Origin of the sequence: Rathayibacter sp. AY2B9 (assembly GCF_002931595.1) — a bacterium.
In the GTDB taxonomy this organism is placed as follows: domain Bacteria; phylum Actinomycetota; class Actinomycetes; order Actinomycetales; family Microbacteriaceae; genus Rathayibacter.
Window position 1 is genome coordinate 529,657 of sequence record NZ_PSUB01000001.1, and the last position, 24,175, is coordinate 553,831.

Below are 24,175 nucleotides of genomic sequence, written 5' to 3' on the forward strand. Positions count from 1 at the left end.
GCCCCCGGCCCGTCGGAGCGGAGGTGCGCGGTGGGGCTGCCCGAGGTCTGCGTCGTCTACGTCCTCCGCGACGGCCCGCGGGGCGCGGAGGTGCTCCTCGGCTGCAAGCGCAGGGGCCTCGGCGAGGGCCGCGTGGTCGCCCCCGGCGGCAAGCTCGAGCCCGGGGAGTCGCCCGTCGACGCGGCCGTCCGCGAGCTGGAGGAGGAGGCGGGGCTGGTCGCCCTCCCGGCCGACCTGGAGCCGCGCGGCGTGCTCGACTACTCCTTCCCCCACCGGCCGGCGTGGAGTCAGCGCTCGCACGTCTTCCTCTGCCGCCGGGTCGCCGGCGAGGTCACCGAGTCGAGCGAGCTCGCCGCCGCGTTCGTCCCGGTCGACGAGGTGCCGTTCGACCGCATGTGGGACGACGCTCGCCTGTGGCTGCCGGACGTGCTGCGCGGCGGCCCGCCCGTCCGCCTCCGCGTCGAGTTCGGCGCCGACCTCGCGAGCGTGACCTCCTGGGGCCCGACAGCGGGGTCGTGACGACCCGTGCCGGCACCCGGCGGAGTGCACTCCGGCCGGGCCGCTCCCGCCGCGGGACGAGGGTCTGCCGCGCCTGCCGCCGCGGGGCCATCCGCTAGGCTTCCGCTCGGCCGGGGCCCCGCCCATGGCGTCTCTGGACACCACGAAAGGGAAAGAATGACCAGCACGACGGTGATCGAATGGCGTGAGCAGGCTCCTGCCGAGGCAGTGGACGCGCTCGCCGCTCCCGGTGGACTGGTCGTCTGCGCGACCAAGGTCGGCTACATCCTGATGACGACCGACGGTGCGGGCCTCGAGCGCAAGTTCTCGGCCAAGCAGCGCAACCGCAACAAGCCCGGCGTCGTGCTCTGCTCCAGCATCGGGCAGCTCGTCGAGCTCGCGGAGCTCAACGACGAGGTCCTCGCCTTCTACCGGAAGCACTGGGACCAGGACGTCCTGCTCGGCTGCATCCTCCCGTGGAAGGCCGAGGCGGTCGAGCTCATCGACGAGGACGCCCGCGAGCTGGTCCGCGACGGACGCGGCACGAGCTGCTTCGTCATCCGCTTCGGCCGCCCCGCCGAGCAGCTGGTCGCCACCCTGTGGGAGCGCGACCGCACCCTCACCTTCGCCAGCTCGGCCAACCCCTCGGGCGTGGGCAACCGCGGCCGGGTCGCGAACATCGGCGAGCGGATCGAGAACGAGGCGGACGTCATCGTCTCGGCCGACTCGTACGTCTCCTCCATCCAGCCGGACAAGGACGAGGACTCCCGCCACGAGCAGGGCGTCATGGTCTCGATGGTGGACGCCTCGGGCGCCCTCATCCCCGTGCAGGGCAGCGAGCGCTCGATCACCCCGGGCCCCGTGCTGATCCGCCGCGGCCTCGACTACGAGCGCATCATGCTGAACCTCGCCGAGCAGTTCAACTCCTGGGACTACCGCCAGGGCGAGTACTACTGATCCGCTAGCGGATCGCGACGACGGCCGGGCCGGGGCTCGCCCCCGACCCGGCCGTCGTCGTCCCCGGCGTCAGAGCTCGAGCACGTCGCCGGGCTCGAGCGCGTGGTACTCCCCGCCCCCCTCGCGCACGGCCCAGCCGAGCCGGTCGTGGCCGAGCGCGCGTCCCGCCTCCGAGAGGACCTGCTCGTGGGTCGCGAAGGCATGCCGCGGCGCGATCTCGAGCACGTAGTCCATCGCCTCGGCGATCTTCATCCACGGCGCGCCCGACGGGGCCGCGAGGACCTCGACGTCGACGCCCTCGGGGACGGTGAAGGAGTCGCCGGCGTAGTAGACGCGGCCGTCGACGAGGACGCCGACGTTGTCGATGACGGGGATGCTCCGGTGGATCACCGCGTGGCGGGCGCCGAAGAAGCGCAGCTCGAACGGGCCGACCGTCACCACGTCGCCGTCGGCGACCGTCTCGACGTCGAAGCCCTCGGCGGCGGCGGCGACCCCGGCCGGGCCGAGGATCCGCAGCGACGGGGCCGCGTCGCGCAGGCGCTGCAGCTGCTCCGGGGTCCAGTGGTCGGCGTGCTCGTGGGTGAGCACCACGGCGACGGTGTCGGCCGTCCCCTCGACGGGCCGGGTGAAGGACCCCGGATCGATCACCAGCCGGGCGCCGTCCTCCTCGATCAGGACGGCGGCGTGCTCGAGTTTCGTCAGTCTCATGCCCCGAGCCAACCGCCTCGGCGGGCGGCGGGCAAGGCCGGGGCCGAGCGGAGACCGGATGGGCCGGGCGCTCGATTTGCGTCGATGCGGATCCGTGTGCAACACTCTTCGAGTTGCAAAAACGCGGCCCCATCGTTTAGCGGCCTAGGACGTCGCCCTCTCACGGCGGTAACGCGGGTTCAAATCCCGCTGGGGTCACCACGGCAACACGAGAAGAACCCCCGGTCTGACCGGGGGTTCTTCTCGTTTAACACCCGGGTGCTCGCCACGCGGCACCCGCTCGACGCATCGCGCCGATCGCCTCGTTCCCGCTCCGCCTCCCCGGGGCCGCATCCCGCCGGATCGGCGCTAGGATCGCATCCGCGAAGGGGAGTATCCCGCCTTTCCGCTCCCGTCAGTACGCACCGCCCCTGCGCGGTGCCGGGGGCGGGACGGGTGACGCGGACCGGCACGGCCGTCCGCTCCCCGGGGAGAGACTTTCGGCCCCCACCCACTCGGAAGGCCCTCATGCTCGATCTGCCCGTCTGGTTCGTGATCGGCTCGTTCGTCGTCCTGAGCCTGATCCTCGCCGCCGACCTGCTGCTGGTCTACAAGCGCCCGCACGTGCCGAGCCTGAAGGAGTCGGGGCTGTGGGTCGGCTTCTACGTGTCGCTGGCGCTCGTGTTCGCGCTGCTGATGCTGATCCTCGGCGGCGGCGAGCTGGCCGGCCAGTTCGTCGCAGGCTGGCTGACCGAGTACAGCCTCTCGGTCGACAACCTGTTCGTCTTCGTCATCATCATGGGCCGCTTCGCGGTGCCGGCGAAGCTCCAGCAGGAGGTGCTGATGGTGGGCATCATCATCGCGCTGGTCTTCCGCGGCGTCTTCATCCTGCTCGGCGCGCAGCTCATCGAGAGCTTCAGCTGGATCTTCTACCTCTTCGGCGCGTTCCTGGTCTACACGGCCTGGAACCAGGCGTTCGGCGCGGAGGACGAGGACGAGGGCACCGACAACCTGCTCATCCGGCTCCTGCGCCGCCGCGTCAAGATCTCGGACTCGTTCGACGGCTCCAGGATCCGCACCACGATCGACGGCACGCGCCACTTCACGCCGATGCTGATCGTGTTCCTCGCGATCGGCTCGACCGACCTGCTCTTCGCGCTCGACTCGATCCCGGCGATCTTCGGCATCACCGAGAGCCCCTTCATCGTGTTCACCGCGAACGTCTTCGCGCTGATGGGGCTCCGCCAGCTCTACTTCCTGCTCGGCGGGCTGATCGACAAGCTCGAGTACCTCAAGTACGGGATCGCGTTCATCCTCGCCTTCATCGGCGTGAAGCTCGTCCTGCACGCCCTGCACGAGAACGACCTGCCCTTCCTCAACGGGGGCGAGCCGGTGCCGGTGTGGGACATCGACACGATCACCTCGCTCGTGGTCATCGTGCTGAGCATGACCGTGGCGACGCTGGCGAGCCTGGCGAAGATGCGCCGCGAGCACCGCCACATCGAGATGCACGACGGGCACCCCGAGGTCGTCTCGGACGACGCCCGCTCGGCCGCCGAGGAGAAGTGACCCCGCGATGACGACCACCACCGTCGACCTGCCCCAGGGGGCGCTGCGGCTCGCCGTCAGCAGCAGCACCGACGTCGGAGCCGTCCGCCGGGTCAACGAGGACTCCCTCCTCGCCGACGAGCTGCTGCTCGCGGTCGCCGACGGGATGGGCGGGCACGCCCGCGGCGACCTCGCGAGCGCCGCGGCGGTCGGGGCTCTGCACGAGAACCGGCCGACGGCCCTCGGACCGGTCGACGCGGTGTTCGACCTGGTCGAGGGCGCCAACACGGCGGTGCGCGCGCTGGACGTGGGCGGTGCGCTCTGCGGCACGACGCTCACGGGGCTGATGCTCGTCCTGCCCGAGCCCTCCGGGCCCGCCCGCTGGGCGCTCTTCAACGTCGGCGACTCCCGCGTCTACCGCTGGGACGGGACGGAGCTCGAGCAGCTGACCGTGGACCACTCGGCCGTGCAGGAGCTCGTCTCGGCGGGCCTGCTCACGCGGGAGTCCGCCGAGTCGCACCCGGACCGCAACATCGTCACCCGCGCCCTCGGCGCCGACGAGGACGTCGAGACGGACGTCTGGACGCTGCCCGTCGTGCCGCGCGCCAGCTACCTGCTCTGCTCCGACGGGCTCACCAAGGAGCTCTCGGACGAGCGGATCGCGGCGCTGTTCGCGCGCCGCGACTCCGGCGACCCGGCCGACCTCGCCCAGGCGCTCGTGGGAGCGGCGGTCGACGCCGGCGGGCGGGACAACGTGACCGTGGTCGTCGTCGACGCGGTGCTCGACGCCCGCGCCTGAGCCCGCGACCGCGCGCCGCCGGCTCCCGGGAGCGGGGGAGCGCGGTGCTATTCTCGGTCCATGCTGAGCGGCCCGCACCTCCTTCCGTGCCGCGACGAGACCTCGATCTGACGGCCTCCCTCGTCGCGGTGCCTCGCCCGGCCGAGCAGCGACTCCTGAAGGAGAAGGACCCGTCATGACCGAGAAGTCACCCGGCGCAGCCGCGCCCGCGTCGAGCGGAGCGGAATCCCGCTCGCTCGCGGACTCGATCCGCACCCCGAGGCCCCGCACCCTCGCCGAGAAGGTCTGGGACGACCACGTCGTCGTCAAGGGCGAGAACGGCGCTCCGGACCTCGTCTACATCGACCTCCACCTCCTCCACGAGGTGACGAGCCCCCAGCCGTTCGACGGGCTGCGCGCGGCCGGGCGCCCCCTCCGCCGCCCCGACCTCACCATCGCGACCGAGGACCACAACACGCCGACCCTGCAGATCGGCCGGCCCATCGAGGACCCGACCAGCCGGGCCCAGATCGACGCTCTGCGCCGCAACGCCGGCGAGTTCGGCGTCCGCCTGCACTCCCTCGGCGACGTGGAGCAGGGCATCGTGCACGTCGTCGGCCCGCAGCTCGGCCTGACGATGCCCGGGATCACCGTCGTCTGCGGCGACTCGCACACCTCGACGCACGGCGCGTTCGGCGCGATCGCCTTCGGCATCGGCACGAGCGAGGTCGAGCACGTGATGGCCACGCAGACGCTGCCGCTGCAGCCCTTCAAGACGATGGCGATCACCGTCGAGGGGACGCTGAAGGAGGGGGTCACGGCCAAGGACGTCATCCTCGCGGTCATCGCCCGCATCGGCACCGGCGGCGGCCAGGGCTACATCCTCGAGTACCGCGGCTCCGCGATCCGGGCGCTCTCGATGGAGGGCCGGATGACGATCTGCAACATGTCGATCGAGGCGGGCGCGCGCGCCGGCATGGTCGCGCCGGACGAGACGACGTTCGCCTACCTGCAGGGCCGTCCGCACGCCCCCGCGGGCGAGGACTGGGACGCCGCCGTCGCCTACTGGCGGACGCTGCCGAGCGACGAGGGCGCGGTCTTCGACGCCGAGGTCGTGATCGACGCCGACTCGCTCGAGCCGTTCGTCACCTGGGGGACCAACCCCGGCCAGGGCGTCTCGCTCTCGCAGTCCGTCCCCGACCCCGAGGCCATCGACGACCTGAACGAGCGCACCAGCGCCCTGCGCGCGCTGGAGTACATGGCGCTCGAGCCCGGGACGCCGATGAAGGAGATCCCGGTCGACGTCGTCTTCATGGGCTCCTGCACCAACTCCCGGATCGAGGACCTGCGGGCCTTCGCCGCGATCGTCGAGGGGCGCACCAAGGCGCCGGGCGTCCGCGTGATGGTCGTCCCCGGCTCCGCCCGCGTGCGGCTCGAGGCGGAGGCCGAGGGCATCGACCGGATCGTCACGGCGTTCGGGGCGGAGTGGCGCTTCGCCGGCTGCTCGATGTGCCTCGGCATGAACACCGACCAGCTGCTCGAGGGGGAGCGCGTCGCCTCCACCTCCAACCGCAACTTCGAGGGCCGTCAGGGCAAGGGGGCGAAGACCCACCTCGTCTCACCGCTCGTCGCTGCCGCCACGGCCGTGCGCGGCACGCTCTCGAGCCCCTCCGACCTGGAGCCGGCGCGCGAGAGAGCAGGAGTCTGACCGTGCAGAAGTTCGAGACCGTCACCGCGATCGCCGCGCCCCTGAAGCGCGCCAACGTCGACACCGACCAGATCCTCCCCGGCGTCTACCTCCGCCGCATCACGAAGACCGGATTCGAGGACGCCCTGTTCCACGGCTGGCGCCAGGAGGAGGACTTCGTCCTCAACCAGGAGCGGTACCGCGGTGCGGGCATCCTCGTGGCCGGGCCGGACTTCGGCACGGGCTCCAGCCGCGAGCACGCCGTGTGGGCGCTGCGCGACCACGGCTTCCGGGTCGTGATCTCGCCCCGCTTCGGCGACATCTTCCGCGGCAACGCCGGTAAGCAGGGACTCCTGGCCGCCGTCGTGTCCGAGGCCGACGTCGAGCGCCTGTGGGAGATCATCGAGAGCACCCCGGGAATAGAACCGACGGTGGACCTGGTTGCGCGTACGGTCACCGCCGGTGGCGAGGCCTTCGACTTCGAGATCGACGACTACACTCGATGGCGCCTGATCGAGGGCCTGGACGACATCGGCCTGACCCTGCGCGACGAAGCGCTCATTTCCGAATTCGAGACCCGCCGCGAGAGCTGGCGGCCCAAGACATTGCCGGTGAAATAGCGTGAACACACTTCTTCAGGACGCCAAGGCCCTCCAGGACGCCAAGGCCTCGGGAGCCCGCGTGGGGATGACGACGGAGCGGATCACCATCAAGGGCGGTCGGCCGCTGGTGGGGCGCATCGAGCTCAAGGGAGCGAAGAACCTCGTCACCAAGGCGATGGTCGCGGCGCTCCTCGGCGAGACCGCCTCCACCCTCCGCGACGTGCCCGACATCAGCGACGTCCGCGTCGTGAAGGGCCTCCTCGAGGTGCACGGCGTCAAGGTGAAGCAGGGCGCCGAGGTCGGCGAGCTGATCCTCGACCCCTCGAACGTCGAGTCCGCGCACTTCGCCGACATCGACGCGCACGCCGGCTCCAGCCGCATCCCGATCCTCTTCTGCGGCCCGCTCCTCCACCGCCTGGGCGAGGCGTTCATCCCCGACCTCGGCGGCTGCCGCATCGGCGACCGCCCGATCGACTACCACCTCGAGGTCCTCCGCAACTTCGGCGCGGTGATCGAGAAGCTTCCCTCCGGGATCCGGATGTCGGCCCCCGAGGGCCTCCACGGCGCCAAGGTGTCGCTGCCCTACCCGAGCGTCGGAGCGACCGAGCAGGTCCTTCTGACCGCGGTGCGCGCCTCCGGCATCACCGAGCTCTCGGGCGCGGCGATCGAGCCCGAGATCATGGACCTGATCAACATCCTGCAGAAGATGGGCGCCATCATCTCGGTCGACACCGACCGCGTGATCCGCATCGAGGGCGTGGACCGGCTCACCGGCTACTCCCACCGCGCGCTCTTCGACCGCAACGAGGCGGCCTCCTGGGCGGCCGCGGCCCTCGCGACTGACGGCGACATCTTCGTCGGCGGCGCCCGCCAGCAGGAGATGACCACCTTCCTCAACGTCTTCCGCAAGGTCGGCGGCGCGTTCGAGATCGCCGAGGACGGCATCCGCTTCTACCACCCGGGCGGCGAGCTCAAGCCGGTCATCATCGAGACCGACGTGCACCCCGGCTTCATGACCGACTGGCAGCAGCCGCTGGTCGTGGCGCTCACGAAGGCCAAGGGCGTCTCGATCGTGCACGAGACCGTCTACGAGCAGCGCTTCGGCTTCGTCGACGCGCTCGTCGAGATGGGCGCGACCATCCAGATCCACCGCGAGTGCCTCGGCGGGCAGGCCTGCCGCTTCGGGCAGCGCAACTTCATGCACTCGGCCGTGATCTCGGGACCCTCGAAGCTGCACGGCGCCGACATCGTCGTGCCGGATCTGCGCGGCGGCTTCTCGCACCTGATCGCGGCGCTCTCGGCCGAGGGCACCTCGACGGTCTCGAACGTCGGCATCATCAGCCGCGGCTACGAGAACTTCCTCACCAAGCTCGAGCTGCTGGGCGCCGACTTCTCGCTCGACGCGTAGCCGCCCACCGGGACCCCGGTGCCGAGGAGCACGACCGTCCTCAGCGGCCCGGGGTCCTGTCGCGTCCGGGCGCGCCCCACGCGGGCGGTTCCGCGGCCTCCTCCAGGCGTCCCCGGATCCGCTTCTCGAGGAGCGCGAGCGTCGTCTCCGGCGCGGGCCGGAGGCCCAGCGGTCCGGGCGCCTCGACCAGGACCAGCGTCAGGCGTCCGCGCCGCGTCCCGGCCAGGACGACCTCGAGGGCCTCGCGCTGACGCAGGCCCACCAGCACCCACCGCCGCTCCAGCCGCGCGATCCGCGCCCAGGGCACGACGACGCCCCAGTCGCCGAAGGAGACGGTCAGTCCCCGGCGGCGCGGCACGACCACCGCGTAGGGCCGCAGCGTCGGCAGCGGGAACCGCGGCTCGATACGACGGAGGCCCGCCCCGAGCCGGCCGCGTCCGAGGACCGCGACGCCGCCGGTCGCCTCCGCCTCGACGTGGGCGAGCGGTGCCACCGCCACGCGCCAGAGGGCGTCGACCCCGCCGATCACGAGGGCCACGGCCGCCGAGCCGCCGACGAGGACCGCGAGCGTCAGCAGGAGGCCGTCGCCGAGCGCAGCCGCATCGCGTTCGGCCTGCGTGGCGAGCAGCACGACTCCCCACACGATCAGGAGCACCAGGCCGGACAGCGCGATCGGCGAGTCGGCGAGGCGGCCGAGCGCTCGGCCGACGGCGTCCCACGGCGACGGGCGGCGACGCGGACGGGGCATGCCGGTACCGTACCCGGCGGCCGGGCCGCTCCTCCCACCGCGGGGCCCCGCTGCTCCCGGGCGTGGGGACGCGGCCCCTCCGATGCGGGATGCGAGGATGGGCGGGTGTCTGAGCGAAGCCGTCCGTCCATCTTCTGGTTCCTCGCGGCGGCGGTGATCCCCGTGATGACCGCCTCGGTCGACCTGCGGATCCGGAACGGCGACAAGATCCCGAGCACCGGGGCCTTCGTGTTCGCGCCGAACCACTACAGCGAGATCGACCCGATCATCACGGGCTGGACCCTGTGGCGCGCCGGCCGCGCACCGCGCTTCCTCGCCAAGGCCTCGCTGTTCTCGGTGCCCGTGCTCGGCTCGATCCTGCGCGGCTCCGGGCAGATCCCCGTCGAGCGCTCGGGCTCGGTCCGCGGCAGCGAGCCGCTGAAGACCGCCAAGGCTCTCGTGGACGAGGGCCGCTCGGTCATCATCTACCCCGAGGGCACCCTCACCCGCGACCCCGAGCTCTGGCCGATGCGCGGCAAGACGGGAGCGGTGCGGATGGCGCTGCAGTACGGCCTGCCCGTCGTCCCGGTCGCGCACTGGGGCGCGCAGCAGCTGATGGGCCGCTACTCCAAGCGGATCACCCTCTTCCGCCGCAAGCGCGTCGACGTGATCGTCGGCGACCCCGTCGACCTGTCCGCCTTCCGCGGACGCAGCCTCGACTCCGCCACACTCACCGAGGCCTCCGCGGTCGTGATGGCGGCGATCACCGCCCTGCTCGAGGAGCTGCGCGGCGAGGCGGCGCCCGAGAAGCGCTGGAACCCCTCCGAGCACAACCAGAAGGGCACGGGTCGCTTTGAGTCCGAGCAGTAGGAAGGCGCCCATCCCCGTGCCCCGCCGCGTCGCCGTCCTCGGCGCCGGCAGCTGGGGCACCACGTTCGCGAAGATCCTCGCCGACGGCGGCTCCGACGTCGTGATGTGGGCGCGCCGCGCCGAGCTGGCCCGCGAGATCACCGAGGCCAAGCGCAACAGCGACTACCTCCCCGGCATCAACCTCCCGCGCAACATCCGGGCCACGCCGCGCATCGAGGAGGCGCTGGAGGGCGCGGACCACGTCTACCTCTCCATCCCGTCGCAGTCGCTGCGGAGCAACCTCGAGGCGATCACGCCGTTCCTCACCGAGCGCACTGTGCTGGTGAGCCTGATGAAGGGCGTCGAGAAGGGCACCGGCCAGCGGATGAGCGAGGTGATCGCGCAGATGCTGCCGGTCTCTCTCGACCGGATCGCCGTCGCCTCCGGGCCCAACCTCGCCCTCGAGATCGCCAAGGAGCAGCCGACCGCGGCGGTCATCGCCTCCGAGAGCCTCGTCACCGCGCAGGAGGTGGCTCTCGCGGCGACCAACCGCTACTTCCGCTCCTACGTCAACACGGACGTGATCGGCACCGAGTTCGGCGGCGTGCTGAAGAACCTCATCGCCGTGGCGATCGGCATCGTCGACGGCGTCGGCTACGGCGAGAACACGAAGGCGTCGATCATCACGCGCGGTCTCGCCGAGATGACCGACTTCGCGGTCGCGTACGGCGGACGGGCCGAGACGATGGCCGGACTCGCGGGGCTCGGCGACCTCATCGCGACGTCGAGCTCGTCCCTCTCGCGCAACAACACGGCCGGGCGCCTGCTCGGCCAGGGCTACAGCTTCACCGACGTGGTGAAGTCGATGCAGCAGACGGCGGAGGGGCTCGCCTCTGTCGCGCCGGTCCTCGAGCTGGCGCGCGCCAGGGGAGTCGACATGCCCATCGTCGAGCAGGTGTCGCAGGTGCTCGCCGGTACGCTCGATCCGAAGGACATCGCGCCGCACCTGACCACGGATTCGGACGAGCCACAGGGTGAGAGGAACCTCGATGACCAGCAAGCTCCGCGTGGCCGTTCTGTTCGGGGGGCGCTCCAGCGAGCACTCGATCAGCTGCGCAACGGCGGCCGGGGTGCTGCGGGCGATCGACCGTGACCGCTTCGAGGTGATCCCCGTCGGGATCACCTCCGACGGCGCCTTCGTGCTCGAGGAGGACCGTCCCGAGAAGTTCGCTCTCGACGCCGCGTCGCTGCCCCGGGTCGAGGACGACGGCTCCCGTGTGCGCTGGCCGGAGTCGGCCCTCTCGCGAGAGCTCACCGTGACGACCGAGGACGGCGCGACGCGCTCGCTCGGCGAGGTCGACGTGGTGCTGCCGATCCTGCACGGCCCGTGGGGCGAGGACGGCACCGTCCAGGGGATGCTCGAGCTCGTCGGGCTGCCCTACGTCGGCTCGGGCGTGCTCGCGTCGGCTCTCGGCATGGACAAGCACTTCACCAAGACGGTGCTGCGGGCCGCGGGCCTCGCGGTGGCGCCCTGGTACCTCGTGACCGAGGCGGAGTGGCGCGCCGACCCGGGCGACGCCTCCTCGGCCCTCGACGAGCTGGGCCTGCCCGCGTTCGTGAAGCCGGCGCGGGCCGGCTCGAGCGTGGGCGTCAGCCGGATCGACGAGCGCGAGCAGCTCGAGGCGGCGCTGGAGGAGGCGTTCGCGCACGACTCGCGGGTGCTGATCGAGTCGGGCATCGTCGGCCGCGAGGTAGAGATCGGCGTGCTCGGCGGCCGCCGCGGTGCTCCGGCCCGCGCCTCCGTCGCCGGCGAGGTGGTCGTCACCGGCCGCGGCTTCTACGACTTCGAGGCGAAGTACCTCGGGGCGTCCGGCATCGAGCTGGTCTGCCCGGCCGATCTCACCGACGGCGAGCTCTCCGAGATGCGGTCACTCGCGATCCGCGCCTTCGACGCGATCGGAGCCGAGGGCCTCGCCCGGGTCGACTTCTTCCTCACCGCCGACGGCTTCGTCGTCAACGAGATCAACACCATGCCCGGCTTCACGCCGGTCTCGATGTTCCCGCGCATGTGGGGCGCGAGCGGCGTGGACTACCCGGACCTGATCAGCGAGCTGCTCGACTCGGCGCTCGACCGCGTCCCGGTCGACGCCCGATGACGCCGGCGCTCGCGCTCCGCGTCGAGGCGGGCGCGGCCGCGGCGCCCTTCGAGCAGATCCGCGAGCAGATCACCGCTCTGATCGCCGCGGGCGAGCTGCCGGTCGGGATGCGGCTGCCGCCGGTGCGCGCGCTGGCCGAGACGCTGGGCGTCGCCGCGGGGACGGTCGCCCGCTCCTACCGGGAGCTGGAGTCGGCGGGCCTGGTCGAGACGCGCGGCCGGGCGGGCACGGTCGTCGCGGGAGGCGTGGATGCGCTGGAGCGTGAGCTGCAGGCTGCGGCCGCCGTGTTCGCGTCGCGCGCGCGTGAGCTGGGGGCGACCGCCGATGGTGCGCTCACCGCAGCGAGTCGAGCCCTCGGCGTCTGACCGCTGAGACTCAGCCGGTGGGCGTGTCCGTCGGATCGAGGGTGTCGGCGTCCGAGACGTCGGTGCACTCGCGCGTCTGCGGGACGTAGGAGACGGCGTTCGCCAGGTCGAGCGCCGCGGAGGATCCGGACGCGCGGCTCTGGTCGACGGTGATCTCCACCGCGGGATCGCGCCCGTAGGTGGTCAGCGTGTAGATGTCCTCGTCCTTCTGCGTCTCGTCGATGATCCAGTCGACTCCGCTGACGTTCACGCAGAGGTCCGTCGTCGGGCCGGGCACCTCGACTCCGCAGTGGAGGATGACGGCGGCCGGAGTGCCCCAGGCGGCGGTGCCCTGAGCGTTCGTCTCGCGCTCGGGCTGCTCCGCGACCACGTCGGGCAGGCGCACCGAGACCTCGGCGCAGCCGGTGCTCGTCGCATCGGCGGCGGGCTCGAGTGCGACGCTGGCCGAGCAGCCCGAGAGCAGCAGGACGGCGGCGGCGGCGAGGAGGGGGGAGCGGAGTCGGCGGGGGGACATCGCCGTCAACGCTAGCGTGTGAACCATGGCAGAGGATCGGAGTCCCACCCTGGCCGAGCTCAGCGAGGGCGAGGTGCTCGCGAGGGTGCTGGCCCGGCTCGGCGGCCCGGGCGCGGAGACCCTGGTCGGGCCCGGCGACGACTGCGCGGTGCTGCGGGCTCCCGACGGCCGCTTCGTGGTGACCACGGACATGATGGTGCACGGCCCCGACTTCCGGCTGGCCTGGTCGAGCCCGGCGGACCTGGGCTGGAAGGCGGCGGCCTCGAACCTCGCCGACGTCGCGGCGATGGGAGCCCGTCCCACCGGGCTCGTCGTCGCGCTCGCGGCGCCCCAGTCGCTGGGCGTCGACGTGCTGGAGGGGATCGCGGGCGGACTCGCCGCCGGCTGCGCCGCGATGGCGCCGGGATGCGGAGTCGTCGGGGGAGACCTGTCCGCCTCCGCGACACTGACGCTCTCGATCACGGCGTTCGGCTCGCTCGACGGACGACCGCCGGTGCTCCGCAGCGGTGCGAGGCCGGGGGACGTGCTCGCCGTGGCCGGCCCGCTGGGACGAGCGGGGCTCGGGCTGCGCCTGCTGTTCGAGCAGGCGCGGCGGGACGGGGAGCCGTCGGCCGACCTCGCCGACCGGCTCCGCGAGCGCCATCCGTCCCTCCTCGAGGCGCAGCTGCGCCCGACCGCGCCGATCTCCGCGGGCGAGGCCGCGGGCGGGACCGCCACCGCGATGATGGACGTCTCGGACGGCGTGGTGCTCGACGCCCGTCGGATGGCGCGTGCGAGCGGAGTGGCGATCGACCTCGATGCCGCGGCGGTCGACATGCACGCGCGCGGGCTCACGGGGGTGGAGGGCGTGGACCTCGACCTGGCGAGGGCGCTGGTGCTGGGAGGTGGCGAGGACCACGCGATGCTCGCGTGCTTCCCGCCCGCCGCGGCGCTGCCGGAGGGCTTCGTCCCGCTCGGGGCCGTCCGCGAGGGGGACCCGGAGGTGCGACTGGGCGGGGTCGCGCTCGAGGGGCGCGGGGGCTGGGACCCGTACCTCGGCTGGGACGGCGCGGCGGGCTGAGGCCGGTCAGCCGGCCGTGGAGGAAGCGGGCGAGGCGGGCGACGCGAGCGACGCCGGTGACGCCCACCAGATGGTGGTCTCGCCGTAGTCCTTCCTCCGCTCCCGCTCCAGGCCCGCAGGCCAGCGCGGCTCCGGGCTGCGGGAGCTCCGCTCCACGACGACCACCGCGTCCTCGCGCAGCAGCGGCAGCACACCGGCGAGATCGGCGGCCAGGTCGTCCTCGCCGAGGTCGTAGGGCGGGTCGAGGAACACCGTGTCCGTATTGAGGGCCGGGGAGCCGTCGAGGAAGGAGCGGACCGAGCCGGTCACCACCTCGATCCGCGGGGCGGGCCGCTTGTTCTTGGCCGCCGCGGTCGCGATCGCCCGTGCGTTCTCGCCCGCGGTCCTCGCGGCCTTCGGGTCGCGCTCGACCAGGACGACCGCGCTCGCTCCGCGGCTGGCCGACTCGAGCCCGAGGGCGCCGGAGCCCGCGTAGAGGTCGACCACCGTCGCGCCGTCGAGGGCGTCCCGGGCCTCGAGGGCCGAGAAGACGGCCTCGCGCACGCGGTCGCTGGTGGGGCGGGTGCCCGCGCGCGGGACCCGGAGGGTGAGCGAGCCGGCGAATCCGGCGATGATCCTGGTCACCGGACCGAGCATAGGGCGGCACCCCTGCCTGCGGCGTCCGGTGGCCGCCGCGCGGCTCCCGCCTGGCGGCACACTGCGAACTCGCGGAACCTGGACCCTTTTCCCGTCAGGACTGCGAGAATCCGTAGCTATGACGTCGCTCGAAGACACCCGCTCCGCTGTCGGCCGCCGAGCGGCACCCGAGACGCCCCTGACCCGCGAGGAGTTCACGGCGCACTGCGGCGCCGTCCTCGGGAACCTCACCCGCGTGATCGACGGCAAGTCGGCCGAGGTCTCGATGGCGCTGACGGTGTTCCTCGCCGGTGGGCACCTCCTGATGGAGGACGTCCCCGGCACCGGCAAGACGGTCCTGGCGAAGTCGCTGGCGGCCTCGGTCGGCGGCAGCGTCGCGCGCATCCAGTTCACGCCCGACCTGCTCCCCTCCGACGTCACGGGGGTCTCGGTCTACAACCAGGCGACCCGCGACTTCGAGTTCAAGCCGGGCCCGGTCTTCGCGAACATCCTGATCGGCGACGAGATCAACCGGGCCTCACCCAAGACGCAGTCGGCGCTGCTGGAGTGCATGGAGGAGCGCCAGGTCTCGGTCGACGGCACCACCCACCTCCTCCCGCGCCCCTTCGCCGTGATCGCGACGCAGAACCCGGTCGAGATGGAGGGCACCTACTCGCTGCCCGAGGCCCAGCGCGACCGCTTCATGGCCCGCCTCTCGCTCGGCTACCCCGATGAGCGCGCCGAGCTCGAGATGATCCGCACCCGCGACTCGGCCAGCCCGCTCGAGGAGCTGCGGCCCGTCGTGGGCCTCGCCGAGCTCGAGCGGATGATGGCCTACGTGCGCTCCGTGTACGTCGCACCGCCTGTGCAGGAGTACGTGGTGGCGATCATGCAGGCCACGCGGGTGGACCCCGAGCTGCGGCTCGGGGGGAGCCCGCGCGCCACGCTCCAGCTGATCGCCGCCGCGAAGGCGCTCGCCGCCCTCAGCGACCGCGACTTCGTGGTGCCGGACGACGTGGACGCGCTCGCCGTCCCCGTGCTCGGTCACCGCCTCCTGCCCGCCACCCGCCTCCCCGGCCGCTCCGGCGCCGGATCCTCGCACTCGGTCACCGAGATCGTGCAGCGCATCGTCGCGGCCACCCCCGTCCCCTTCGGCAACCGTGGCGACTGAGGCCCGCCCGACCGAGACGCCGTCGTCCCGTCTCGGCGGTCTGCCCGCGCTCCGCGGGGTCGCGCTGACGCTGCGCGGCTGGGCGCTCGTTCTGCTGGGCGTCGCGGGAGTGGTGATCGCGCCGCTGTCGGAGTTCCGCGAGCTGCTGTTCGTCGGGCTGGTGCTGCTGGGCCTGCCCCTGGGCGCGCTCGTCTCCCTGCTCCTGGCGCCGGCGTCGTTCCGAGTGCAGCGCCGCTTCGCTCCCCAGACCGTCGCGGCCGGCGACGTGGTGGAGGTCGACGTGCTGCTCGAGAACCGCGGCCGCGCCGTCCGCAGCGGGGCGCGCGCCCACGACCGGCTCGAGCGCGTGGAGCGCGGGGTCGTCGTCGGCCGGCCGGTCGCCGAGGGCGTCTTCGGGCTGCCGGGCGTCCCGTCGGGCGGCCGCGTGCGCGCCCGCTACCGTCTGCCCGCCGAGCGGCGCGGGATCCACCGCATCGGCCCGCTGCGCCTGGTGCGCGGCGACGGCCTCGGGCTCGCGCTCCGCGAGAGCGTCGTGGGGGCTGCGCAGCCGTTCGTCGTGACTCCGCGGGTCGTGCCGCTCCAGAGCGACGTCCTGGACGCGCACGGAGCAGGCGGATCGAGCCCGGTCGCGCACGCGACGGCCGGCGCCGGCACGGACGACGTGATCCCGCGCGACTACCGCCCGGGGGACGCCATGCGCCGGGTGCACTGGCGGGCGAGCGCCCGCTCCGGTGAGCTCATGGTCCGCCAGGACGAGCAGAACACCGATCCGCACGCGTGGATCCTCCTCGAGACCCGGGCCGAGCGCGTGCTCGAGCGGCGCGGCGACGACCGGCTCGAGTGGGCGGTGTCGATGACGGCCTCCCTCGCCGTGCACCTGCTCGACCGCGGCTTCGAGACCCACCTCGTCGAGACGGGTGCGGACGGCGAGCCGGAGCACTCGGAGGACGAGCGCGAGGTGGCGCACGACGTGCTGCTGCGCCTGGCCGAGCTGGCGCCCTCGCGCGAGTCGGTCGACGCGGTGACCCGGATCTCGGCCGACATGCGCGACACGGGGGGAGTACGCCCGGTCTTCGCCGTGCTCACCCGACTCCTCGAGTCGGACCTCGACGCCCTCGGCTCCCTGGCCGCGCAGTCGCGCCCCGCGATCGCCTTCGTCGTCGCCGGCACCGCTGAGGAGGAGGCGGCTCTCGCCTCGCTCGGCTGGTACGCCGTGTCCGTCGACCAGAGCGCCTCCGTCGAGGAGGCGTGGGCGCAGGCTCTCGCCCTGCGGGTGGTGGCGTGAGCCGCCGCGTCGAGAGCGATCCGCGCGCCGGGTCGGCTCCTCTGAGCGGTCTGCTCTTCCTCGCGATCACGGCCGCCGCCGCCGGGATCGGCCGGCTCCTCGTCGGCGTCGACTGGCTGGTGCTCCTCGCGAGCGCGGTCGCCGTGGTGCTCGGCGTCCCGGCCGCCGCCCGGGCTCTGCGTGTGCACCCCGTCGTCCCGCCGATCCTCGGCACGCTGACGATGGTCGGCGTGCTGACCGCGATGTTCGTGCCCGGCCGGGCCCTGCTGTTCGTGATCCCCACACCCGGCGCCGTCGCGCAGGCGGAGGCGCTCGCGCAGGGCGGCTTCCAGTCCATCGCCCAGCAGGGGCTCCCGGCCATCGCCGACGACGGCATCTCGTTCCTCCTGATCGGCGGGGTGGTCGTGCTCGCCTGGGCGGCCGACCTGTTCGCCTTCTCCGTCCGCCTCCCCGCCCTGGCCGGTCTGTTCCCTGCGGCGCTGCTCGCGGTGCCGGCGATCGTGGACCCCTCCGAGGTGTCCTGGGCGAGCCTCGTCGTCACTGCGCTCGCCTACGCGGGCGTGCTCGCCGCCACGGCCGCCCCCCGCCGCCCGAGCGGCCCGAGCGCGGCCTCGGCCGTGCTGCCCGCCTTCGCGGCCGTGACCGTCGTCGTCCTGGGCGCGGGAGTCGTCGCCGGGTCGGCGGCCGGCTACGCGCGCACCACCGCCCCCTCGGGCGTCTCCGGCAGCCTCTTCAACGGCGCGATCGACCCGGTGGTCGCTCTCGGCGCGGACCTGCGCCGCCCGAACCCCGTGACCGTACTGCGCTACGCCACCGACTCCGACCTGCCCGTCTACCTCCGCGTGCTGACCGTCTCGGACTTCGACGGTGACGACTGGGCGCCGAGCGAGACGGAGCAGACCGCTCCGATCGAGGCGCCGATCGCGCCCGAGGGGCTCTCCGAGAGCGTGCCGCGCGAGGCGGAGGAGGTCGACGTCTCGGTGGAGACGCTGCGGAGCCAGTGGCTCCCCGTGCCGTATCCGGTCTCGTCGCTGACGGGCGTCGGCGACGGCTGGCTCCAGGACGTGCAGGACGGCTCGATCCGCGGCGACGCGACGACCCGCTCCGGAGACGACTACCAGGTGCAGGCGCTGCGGCTCGAGCCCGACCCGCAGCAGCTGCTCGCCGCGCCCGCGCCGTCCGGCGTCGACCGGTACCTCTCGCTCCCCGACGACGTGCCCGAGATCGTCCGCACCACCGCCGAGGAGGTCACGGCGGAGGCTCCGACCGCCTACGACCGGGCGCGCGCGCTGCAGACGTACTTCCGCTCGTCCGAGTTCCGCTACTCCGAGGACACCCCCGCGGAGGAGGGCTACGACGGCGACGGAGTCGGCGTGCTCGCGGCGTTCCTGACGACGAAGGAGGGCTACTGCGTCCACTTCGCCTCGGCGATGGCGGTGATGGCGCGCGAGCTCGGGATCCCGTCGCGGCTCGCCATCGGCTACCAGCCCGGCTCCGTCGTGCCCTCCGGCGGCAGCGACCTGACCACCTACCGCGTCCTCTCCTCCGACCTGCACGCCTGGCCCGAGCTGTACTTCGAGGGGGTCGGCTGGCTGCCCTTCGAGCCGACGCCCAGCCGCGGCGCTCCGGCCTCGTACACCCTGCCGAGCGCGACGGCGTCCTCGGGCCCCACCGCCCCGGGCTCGACCGCGACCACCGCGCCCGGTGCGACCAGCGCTCCCGCCGCGACACCCACTCCGACGGCCGCGTCGGCGACGCCGACCCCCGGTGCCGTCGGCGCCTCGAGCACCACGGCGGCTCCCGCGGCCACGCTCTGGGTGCTGCTCCTGCTGCTCGTGCTCGTCCCCTGGCTGATGCGCGCCGTCCAGCGCGCGCTGCGGCGCCGGTCCGCGCGCTCCGGCTCCGTCGAGGCCGCGTGGGCCGAGCTGCTGGCGACCGCCCGCGACCTGGGCGTCCCCGTGGAGGACACGGAGTCGCCGCGCGCGCAGGAGGCCCGCATGGCTCCCGCCCTCGACCCCGGAGCGGCGGCACGTCTGCAGGGGCTCCGGGAGCGCGTCGAGCGCCGGCGCTACTCGCCGTCCGCGAGCGAGTCGGAGGCGTGGGACGACGCGACCGCCGTGGCCGCCGCGCTCCGCGGCTCCGCGGGTGCCGGTCGTCGGGTGCTCGCGTCGGTCGTGCCCCGCTCGGCGCTGGACCCGGTCGCCCGGCTCGCGCGTCCGAGGTCCGACCTATGATCGCTAGGTGATCCCGGACCCCCTCGACGCCTCGCTCGCGCCGCTGATCGGGCCGCGCACGGCGAGTGCGGTCGAGAAGGCCTTCGGGTACCGCACGGTCGGCGAGCTCCTGGGCCACTACCCGCGCCGCTACGCGAAGCGGGGCGAGCTGACGGCGCTCTCGCGTCTCCCCGTGGGAGAGAGCGTGACGATCGTGGCGGAGGTGCGCGAGGTGCGCGAGCGGCCGATGCGCAACCGGCGCGGCACCCTGCTCGAGGTCGTCATCTCGGACGGCTCGGGCACGCTCTCGCTGACGTTCTTCGGACAGCCCTGGCGCGCGGCGAAGCTCCACCGCGGCGTGCGCGGGATCTTCGCGGGCACGGTCTCGATGTTCCGCGACACCCCGCAGCTCACGCATCCCGACTACCGCCTGTTCGACGACGAGGAGGCCGCCGCGACGGAGACGGGAGGCGGTGAGCTCGCGAAGGACTGGGCCGAGCGGCCGATCCCGATCTACCCGGCGACCAGCGCGATCTCGAGCTGGCAGCTCCAGGCCGCGATCGGCGTGCTGCTGGACGGCTTGCGCGACGTGCCCGACCCGATGCCCGAGCAGGTGCGCGCCGGCCGCTCGCTGCTGGGCCTCGGCGAGGCGCTGGAGCTGATCCACCGCCCGCAGCGGGAGGGCGAGGAGGCGCAGGCGCGCGAGACGCTGCGCTTCCACGAGGCGTTCCTCCTGCAGCTCGCCCTGCTCGAGCGCCGGGCCTCGGCGCGCAGCAGCCCCGCGACCGCCCGCGTGCCCGGCCCCGGCGGGCTGCTCGAGCGCTTCGACGCCGCGCTGCCCTTCGCCCTCACCGGCGACCAGACCGCGGTGGGGCACGAGATCGCCGCCGACCTGGCCGCCGAGAGCCCTATGACCCGGCTGGTGCAGGGCGAGGTCGGCTCCGGCAAGACCCTCGTCGCGCTCCGGGCGATGCTCGCCACGGCGGAGAGCGGCGGGCAGGCGGCGCTGCTCGCTCCCACCGAGGTGCTCGCGGGGCAGCACCTCCGCTCGATCGCGAGGACCCTCGGCCCGGAGCTCGCGGCCGAGCTGGTGCCGACCCTCCTCACCGGCGGGCTGGGGGCGGCGCAGCGCCGCGCGGCCCTCCTCCGGATCGTCTCGGGCACGGCGAAGATCGTCGTCGGCACGCACGCCCTCCTCGGCGACGCGGTCTCCTTCTACGACCTGGGCCTCGTCGTGATCGACGAGCAGCACCGCTTCGGCGTGGACCAGCGGGACGCCCTGCGCCGGAAGGGCGCCACCCCGCCGCACGTGCTGGTGCTGACGGCCACGCCCATCCCGCGGACCGTCGCCATGACGGTCTTCGGCGATCTCGACACCTCGACCATCCGCGAGCTGCCCGCCGGGCGCCCCGGCATCACGAGCCACGTGGTCCCGCTCGCCGACCATCCCGCGTGGATCGCGCGGGCGTGGGAGCGCGCCGAGGAGGAGATCCGCTCGGGCCACCAGGTCTACCTCGTCTGCCCGGCGATCGAGCCGGGGGAGCCCGCCGAGGGCGCGCAGCCGCCCGAGGAGGACGCCGCCGCGCCGCTCACGACCGTCGCGGCCACGCTGGAGGGCGTGCGCGCGCATCCGCTGCTCGGGAAGCGGCGGTCGGCCGCGCTGCACGGGCGGATGACGACGGAGGAGAAGGACGCCGTGATGCGCTCCTTCGCCGCGGGGGAGATCGACGTCCTGGTGTCGACGACGGTCATCGAGGTCGGCGTGGACGTGCCGAACGCCTCGATGATGGTCGTGCTCGACGCGGAGCGGTTCGGGGTGTCGCAGCTGCACCAGCTCCGCGGGCGCATCGGGCGCGGCGGCGTCGCGGGGGTGTGCCTGTTCGTGACGGCGGCGGAGGCGGGGACGGTCGCGCGCGAGCGGGTGGAGGCGGTCGCCGCGACGCTCGACGGCTTCGCGCTCGCCGAGGTCGACCTCGAGCTGCGCCGCGAGGGCGACGTGCTGGGCGACTCGCAGTCCGGCGGGCGCTCGTCGCTCCGCCTGCTGCGGGTGGTGCAGGACGCCGACGTGATCGTGGAGGCGCGGGCGCTGGCCGAGCGGCTCCTCGCGGAGGATCCGTCGCTCGCCGCGCACGACCGGCTCCGTGCCGCGCTCGAGCGCCGCGTGCAGGACCGCGACCGGGAGTTCCTCGCCAAGAGCTAGGCGGTGCCCGCCCGCTACTCTGTCGGCATGGCCCGCATCGCCGTCGTCCCCGGCTCCTTCGACCCCGTGACCCTCGGTCATCTCGACGTGATCGAGCGGGCTGCGCGCCTGGTCGACGAGCTGCACGTCGTGGTGGTGCACAACCCCGCCAAGACCGCGCTGCTGCCGATCGCCCAGCGCGTCTCACTCATCGAGCAGTCGATCGCGGAGGCGGGGGTCGAGGGGCGGATCGTCGTCGCCTCGTGGAGCATGGGCCTGCTCGTCGACTACTGCACCGACGTCGGCGCGAGCATTCTGGTGAAGGGCATCCGCTCGCAGGTCGACGTGGCGTACGAGACCCCCATGGCGATCGTGAACCGCAACCTCGCGCACGTCGAGACGGTGTTCCTCCTGCCCGATCCCGCGCACGCCCACGTGTCGAGCTCGCTGGTGAGGCAGGTCTCCTCCCTCGGCGGCGACGTCGCCCCCTACGTGCCGCCCGCGGTCGCCGCGTACCTCGCCGCCGGCTGAGGCGCCGCCGATCGTCCACCCGGGCGATCCCGGGTTGTGGACCCGTGCGCCCGCGGCAGCCGGGAGAATGGACCGGTGAGCGAGACGCGCGTGCAGGCCTGGGCCCTCGACGGCATCCCGGAGGTGACTCCCGGTGACGACCTGCTCGAGCTGATCCTCGCGGCCGTCGCCGCCGCCGCCGAGGAGGACCGGCCCGAGGACGGCGACATCCTCGTGGTCACGAGCAAGATCGTCTCGAAGGCGGAGGGGCGCGTCGTCGCCGCGGCCGACCGCGAGGACGCGATCACGGCCGAGACCGTCCGCGTCGTCGCCACCCGGGCGCACGGGTCCGGCGTCACCCGCATCGTCGAGAACCGCCTCGGGATCGTCCAGGCGGCGGCCGGAGTCGACGCCAGTAACGTCGCGGAGGGGACGGTCCTCCTCCTCCCCCTCGACCCGGACGCCTCGGCGCGAGCCCTCTGCGCGGGCCTCCGGGAGCGGCTCGGCGTGGAGGTGGGCGTGCTCGTCAGCGACACCCTGGGCCGCGCCTGGCGGGTCGGGCAGACCGACGCGGCCATCGGAGCCGCGGGCGTCCTCGTGATCGACGACCTCCGCGGCGGGGTCGACGCCCTGGGGCGCACGCTCGGAGTGACCATGCCGGCCGTGGCGGACGAGATCGCCGCGCTCGGCGACCTGGTGAAGGGCAAGGCGAGCGGTCGCCCCGTCGCCGTCGTCCGCGGGCTCGCCCGCCTGGTGACGGGGGTCGAGAGCCCGGGTGCCCGCACGCTGACCCGCACGGGCCCCGACGACATGTTCCGCCTCGGCGCCGACGAGGCCTTCGCCGAGGGCTTCGCGGCCGGAGCAGCCTCGCGCGAGGAGCGCGCGTGACCGGCTGGAGCGCGGTCGTCGTGTTCAAGGGCCGCGGCGGCTCGAAGACGCGCCTCGACGTGCCGGGCCGCGCGGCGCTGGCCGAGGCGTTCCTCCTGGACACGCTCGCCGCCGTGGCCGCCGCGGAGCCGGTGGCGAGCCTTCTCCTGGTCACCTCCGACACCGGTGCGGCCGACCGCGCACGGGCGGAGCACCCGCAGCTGGTGGTGGTGCCCGACCCGGGGACCCTCGACGCCGCCGTGTCCGGGGGAGCCGAGGCCGCCCTGCACCGCCGGCCGGGCGCCCCGGTGATCGTGCTGACCGGGGACCTGCCCGCCCTGCTGCCGTCGGACCTCTCCGAGGCGCTCGCGACGCGGTCGCTCCCGGCCGTCGTCCCGGACCGCGAGGGGAGCGGCACCACGGCGCTCCTGCTGGCGGCCGGAGCCCTCGTCGCTCCGGCGTTCGGCCCGGGCTCGCTGGCCCGGCACCGCGACGCGGGCTGCGCCGTCGTCGTGCTGCCCGGCTCGTCGACGCTGAGGCTGGACGTCGACACGCTCGCCGATCTCGGAGACGCGGAGGAGGCCGGCGTCGGCCCGCACACCTCCCGCGCGCTGGCCGCAGCGGCCTGACGCGCAGGGAGTCCGAGCCGCGGACGCGATCAGCCGGCGAGCAGCCCCGCCTCGAACGCCGCCGTCAGGCCCGCGTCGATCGCGAGCGGTGCGCCGTCGACCGAGCGGACGGGGATCGCCCGCCGGGTGCTCGACACCAGCCACGCCGCATCGGCACCGGTGAGCGCCGAGACCGGCAGCTCGCGGCGCGACGACGCGAGCCCGCGGCGCTCGCCCAGCGCGAGGACCCGCTCGACCGTCGTGCCGGCGAGCACGCTGTCCGAGAGCGGCGTCGCGAGCACCCCGTCGCCGAGGAGCACCAGGCTCGACGTCGCCCCCTCGAGGAGAAGCCCGTCGCTCGTGCGCCAGACCACGTCGTCCGCGCCCCGGGACGCCGCCTCGCGCAGCGCCGCCCGGGTGACGGCGCCCGAGGTGGTCTTGACGCCCGGGAGCAGCCACGGCGCGAGCGGACCGCTCGCGTACCCGCGGTCCAGCACGACGACGGCCGCGCCCTTCTCCCGGAGCGCGCTCGAGTCGGGAGTCGGAGCCGCGCGCAGGGTGCACCGGGCGGAGTCGCTCGAGCCGTGGGCGGCGATGAAGCGGACCGTCAGGTCGTCGACCCGGTCGTGCTCCGCCACGGCGAGGTCGACCGCTCGGGACCAGAGCGGCGCCTCCGGGATCGTCAGCCCGACGGCTCGGGCCGATCCGGCCAGCCGCTCGAGGTGCTCGCCGAGAGCGCGGGGACGTCCGTCGAGGACCGCGACGGTCTCGAAGACCCCGTCGCCGCGGAGGTAGCCCGCCTCGTCGACGCGGACGAGCGGACCCTCCGGGTCGCGGAGGACGACGGCGCCGGAGGTGATCTCGACCAGGACGGGGGTGCTCATCCGCCCA

The 24,175-nt window shown here is 73.7% G+C and carries 24 protein-coding genes and 1 tRNA gene; 20 read left to right on the forward strand and 5 right to left on the reverse strand.

Features of this window, described 5'->3' with window-relative positions:
* Nucleotides 1–30 precede the first annotated feature (30 nt).
* Complete coding sequence (locus C5C25_RS02490; protein WP_181133614.1) at nucleotides 31–519, forward strand: 8-oxo-dGTP diphosphatase; 489 nt, start codon at nucleotides 31–33, stop codon at nucleotides 517–519.
* A 156-nt stretch (nucleotides 520–675) separates the two neighbouring features.
* Nucleotides 676–1,455 carry an L-threonylcarbamoyladenylate synthase gene (locus C5C25_RS02495; RefSeq protein WP_104249615.1) on the forward strand — a complete coding sequence of 260 codons (780 nt, stop codon included), beginning with the start codon at nucleotides 676–678 and terminating at the stop codon, nucleotides 1,453–1,455.
* 69 nt (nucleotides 1,456–1,524) lie between these two features.
* Here C5C25_RS02495 and C5C25_RS02500 read toward each other — a convergent pair whose 3' ends face one another.
* A complete protein-coding gene (locus C5C25_RS02500) occupies nucleotides 1,525–2,163 on the reverse strand; it encodes an MBL fold metallo-hydrolase (protein WP_104249616.1) in 639 nt (212 codons plus the stop codon).
* 125 nt (nucleotides 2,164–2,288) lie between these two features.
* Between C5C25_RS02500 and C5C25_RS02505 the strand changes: the two genes are divergently transcribed.
* The 6 genes from C5C25_RS02505 (at nucleotide 2,289) to murA (ending at nucleotide 8,165) form a co-directional block, all read left to right on the forward strand.
* A tRNA-Glu gene (locus C5C25_RS02505) sits at nucleotides 2,289–2,364 on the forward strand.
* Between the two features lie 306 nt (nucleotides 2,365–2,670).
* Nucleotides 2,671–3,711: a TerC family protein gene (locus tag C5C25_RS02510; protein WP_104249617.1), complete on the forward strand. Its 1,041-nt coding sequence runs from the start codon at nucleotides 2,671–2,673 to the stop codon at nucleotides 3,709–3,711.
* A gap of 7 nt (nucleotides 3,712–3,718) precedes the next feature.
* Complete coding sequence (locus C5C25_RS02515; RefSeq protein WP_104249618.1) at nucleotides 3,719–4,489, forward strand: PP2C family serine/threonine-protein phosphatase; 771 nt, start codon at nucleotides 3,719–3,721, stop codon at nucleotides 4,487–4,489.
* Nucleotides 4,490–4,664: 175 nt separating this feature from the next.
* A complete protein-coding gene (leuC, locus tag C5C25_RS02520) occupies nucleotides 4,665–6,176 on the forward strand; it encodes a 3-isopropylmalate dehydratase large subunit (protein WP_104249619.1) in 1,512 nt (503 codons plus the stop codon).
* A gap of 2 nt (nucleotides 6,177–6,178) precedes the next feature.
* Nucleotides 6,179–6,775, forward strand: coding sequence for a 3-isopropylmalate dehydratase small subunit (leuD, locus tag C5C25_RS02525; protein WP_104249620.1), 597 nt, complete (start codon nucleotides 6,179–6,181; stop codon nucleotides 6,773–6,775).
* A gap of 67 nt (nucleotides 6,776–6,842) precedes the next feature.
* Nucleotides 6,843–8,165 (forward strand): UDP-N-acetylglucosamine 1-carboxyvinyltransferase, encoded by a 1,323-nt coding sequence (gene murA / locus C5C25_RS02530; RefSeq protein ID WP_167299052.1) that lies wholly within the window; start codon nucleotides 6,843–6,845, stop codon nucleotides 8,163–8,165.
* Nucleotides 8,166–8,205: 40 nt separating this feature from the next.
* Here murA and C5C25_RS02535 read toward each other — a convergent pair whose 3' ends face one another.
* Complete coding sequence (locus C5C25_RS02535; protein WP_104249621.1) at nucleotides 8,206–8,913, reverse strand: hypothetical protein; 708 nt, start codon at nucleotides 8,911–8,913, stop codon at nucleotides 8,206–8,208.
* A 105-nt stretch (nucleotides 8,914–9,018) separates the two neighbouring features.
* Between C5C25_RS02535 and C5C25_RS02540 the strand changes: the two genes are divergently transcribed.
* The 4 genes from C5C25_RS02540 to C5C25_RS02555 are packed head-to-tail and all read left to right on the forward strand — an operon-like array spanning nucleotide 9,019 to nucleotide 12,262.
* A complete protein-coding gene (locus C5C25_RS02540; protein ID WP_258069314.1) occupies nucleotides 9,019–9,762 on the forward strand; it encodes a 1-acyl-sn-glycerol-3-phosphate acyltransferase in 744 nt (247 codons plus the stop codon).
* A 16-nt stretch (nucleotides 9,763–9,778) separates the two neighbouring features.
* A complete protein-coding gene (locus C5C25_RS02545) occupies nucleotides 9,779–10,894 on the forward strand; it encodes an NAD(P)H-dependent glycerol-3-phosphate dehydrogenase (RefSeq protein WP_181027083.1) in 1,116 nt (371 codons plus the stop codon).
* Nucleotides 10,791–11,897 carry a D-alanine--D-alanine ligase family protein gene (locus C5C25_RS02550; protein ID WP_104249622.1) on the forward strand — a complete coding sequence of 369 codons (1,107 nt, stop codon included), beginning with the start codon at nucleotides 10,791–10,793 and terminating at the stop codon, nucleotides 11,895–11,897. Before C5C25_RS02545 ends, C5C25_RS02550 begins: the two co-directional genes overlap by 104 nt.
* Complete coding sequence (locus C5C25_RS02555) at nucleotides 11,894–12,262, forward strand: GntR family transcriptional regulator (protein WP_104249623.1); 369 nt, start codon at nucleotides 11,894–11,896, stop codon at nucleotides 12,260–12,262. Before C5C25_RS02550 ends, C5C25_RS02555 begins: the two co-directional genes overlap by 4 nt.
* A 10-nt stretch (nucleotides 12,263–12,272) precedes the next feature.
* Here the strand turns inward: C5C25_RS02555 and C5C25_RS02560 are convergent, their stop codons facing one another.
* A complete protein-coding gene (locus tag C5C25_RS02560) occupies nucleotides 12,273–12,776 on the reverse strand; it encodes a DUF3515 family protein (protein ID WP_104223096.1) in 504 nt (167 codons plus the stop codon).
* 25 nt (nucleotides 12,777–12,801) lie between these two features.
* Between C5C25_RS02560 and thiL the strand changes: the two genes are divergently transcribed.
* Nucleotides 12,802–13,836, forward strand: a complete 1,035-nt coding sequence (gene thiL / locus C5C25_RS02565; RefSeq protein ID WP_104249624.1) for a thiamine-phosphate kinase — start codon at nucleotides 12,802–12,804, stop codon at nucleotides 13,834–13,836.
* Between the two features lie 6 nt (nucleotides 13,837–13,842).
* On the opposite strand, the gene C5C25_RS02570 is transcribed toward thiL, so the two are convergent.
* Nucleotides 13,843–14,460, reverse strand: coding sequence for an RsmD family RNA methyltransferase (locus C5C25_RS02570; RefSeq protein ID WP_104249658.1), 618 nt, complete (start codon nucleotides 14,458–14,460; stop codon nucleotides 13,843–13,845).
* A 130-nt stretch (nucleotides 14,461–14,590) separates the two neighbouring features.
* Between C5C25_RS02570 and C5C25_RS02575 the strand changes: the two genes are divergently transcribed.
* From C5C25_RS02575 to cofC, 7 genes are all read left to right on the forward strand, one after another.
* Complete coding sequence (locus C5C25_RS02575) at nucleotides 14,591–15,622, forward strand: MoxR family ATPase (RefSeq protein WP_104225624.1); 1,032 nt, start codon at nucleotides 14,591–14,593, stop codon at nucleotides 15,620–15,622.
* Nucleotides 15,612–16,907 carry a DUF58 domain-containing protein gene (locus C5C25_RS02580; RefSeq protein ID WP_104249625.1) on the forward strand — a complete coding sequence of 432 codons (1,296 nt, stop codon included), beginning with the start codon at nucleotides 15,612–15,614 and terminating at the stop codon, nucleotides 16,905–16,907. The genes C5C25_RS02575 and C5C25_RS02580 overlap by 11 nt, the downstream gene beginning before the upstream one ends.
* A complete protein-coding gene (locus C5C25_RS16240; RefSeq protein WP_146079415.1) occupies nucleotides 16,904–19,141 on the forward strand; it encodes a DUF3488 and transglutaminase-like domain-containing protein in 2,238 nt (745 codons plus the stop codon). Before C5C25_RS02580 ends, C5C25_RS16240 begins: the two co-directional genes overlap by 4 nt.
* A gap of 7 nt (nucleotides 19,142–19,148) precedes the next feature.
* On the forward strand, nucleotides 19,149–21,320 hold the full coding sequence (locus tag C5C25_RS02600; RefSeq protein ID WP_374952905.1) for an ATP-dependent DNA helicase RecG: 2,172 nt from the start codon (nucleotides 19,149–19,151) through the stop codon (nucleotides 21,318–21,320).
* Between the two features lie 27 nt (nucleotides 21,321–21,347).
* Complete coding sequence (coaD, locus tag C5C25_RS02605) at nucleotides 21,348–21,830, forward strand: pantetheine-phosphate adenylyltransferase (protein WP_104223138.1); 483 nt, start codon at nucleotides 21,348–21,350, stop codon at nucleotides 21,828–21,830.
* Nucleotides 21,831–21,905: 75 nt separating this feature from the next.
* Entirely contained in the window at nucleotides 21,906–22,697 is a 792-nt protein-coding gene (locus tag C5C25_RS02610) for a coenzyme F420-0:L-glutamate ligase (RefSeq protein ID WP_258060621.1), read from the forward strand.
* The gene (cofC, locus tag C5C25_RS02615; protein ID WP_104249626.1) at nucleotides 22,694–23,305 is read left to right on the forward strand and encodes a 2-phospho-L-lactate guanylyltransferase; all 612 of its coding nucleotides are present in this window, start codon (nucleotides 22,694–22,696) and stop codon (nucleotides 23,303–23,305) included. The genes C5C25_RS02610 and cofC overlap by 4 nt, the downstream gene beginning before the upstream one ends.
* Nucleotides 23,306–23,334: 29 nt before the next feature.
* Here cofC and C5C25_RS02620 read toward each other — a convergent pair whose 3' ends face one another.
* A complete protein-coding gene (locus C5C25_RS02620) occupies nucleotides 23,335–24,168 on the reverse strand; it encodes an aminotransferase class IV (RefSeq protein WP_104249627.1) in 834 nt (277 codons plus the stop codon).
* Between the last annotated feature and the right edge of the window lie 7 nt (nucleotides 24,169–24,175).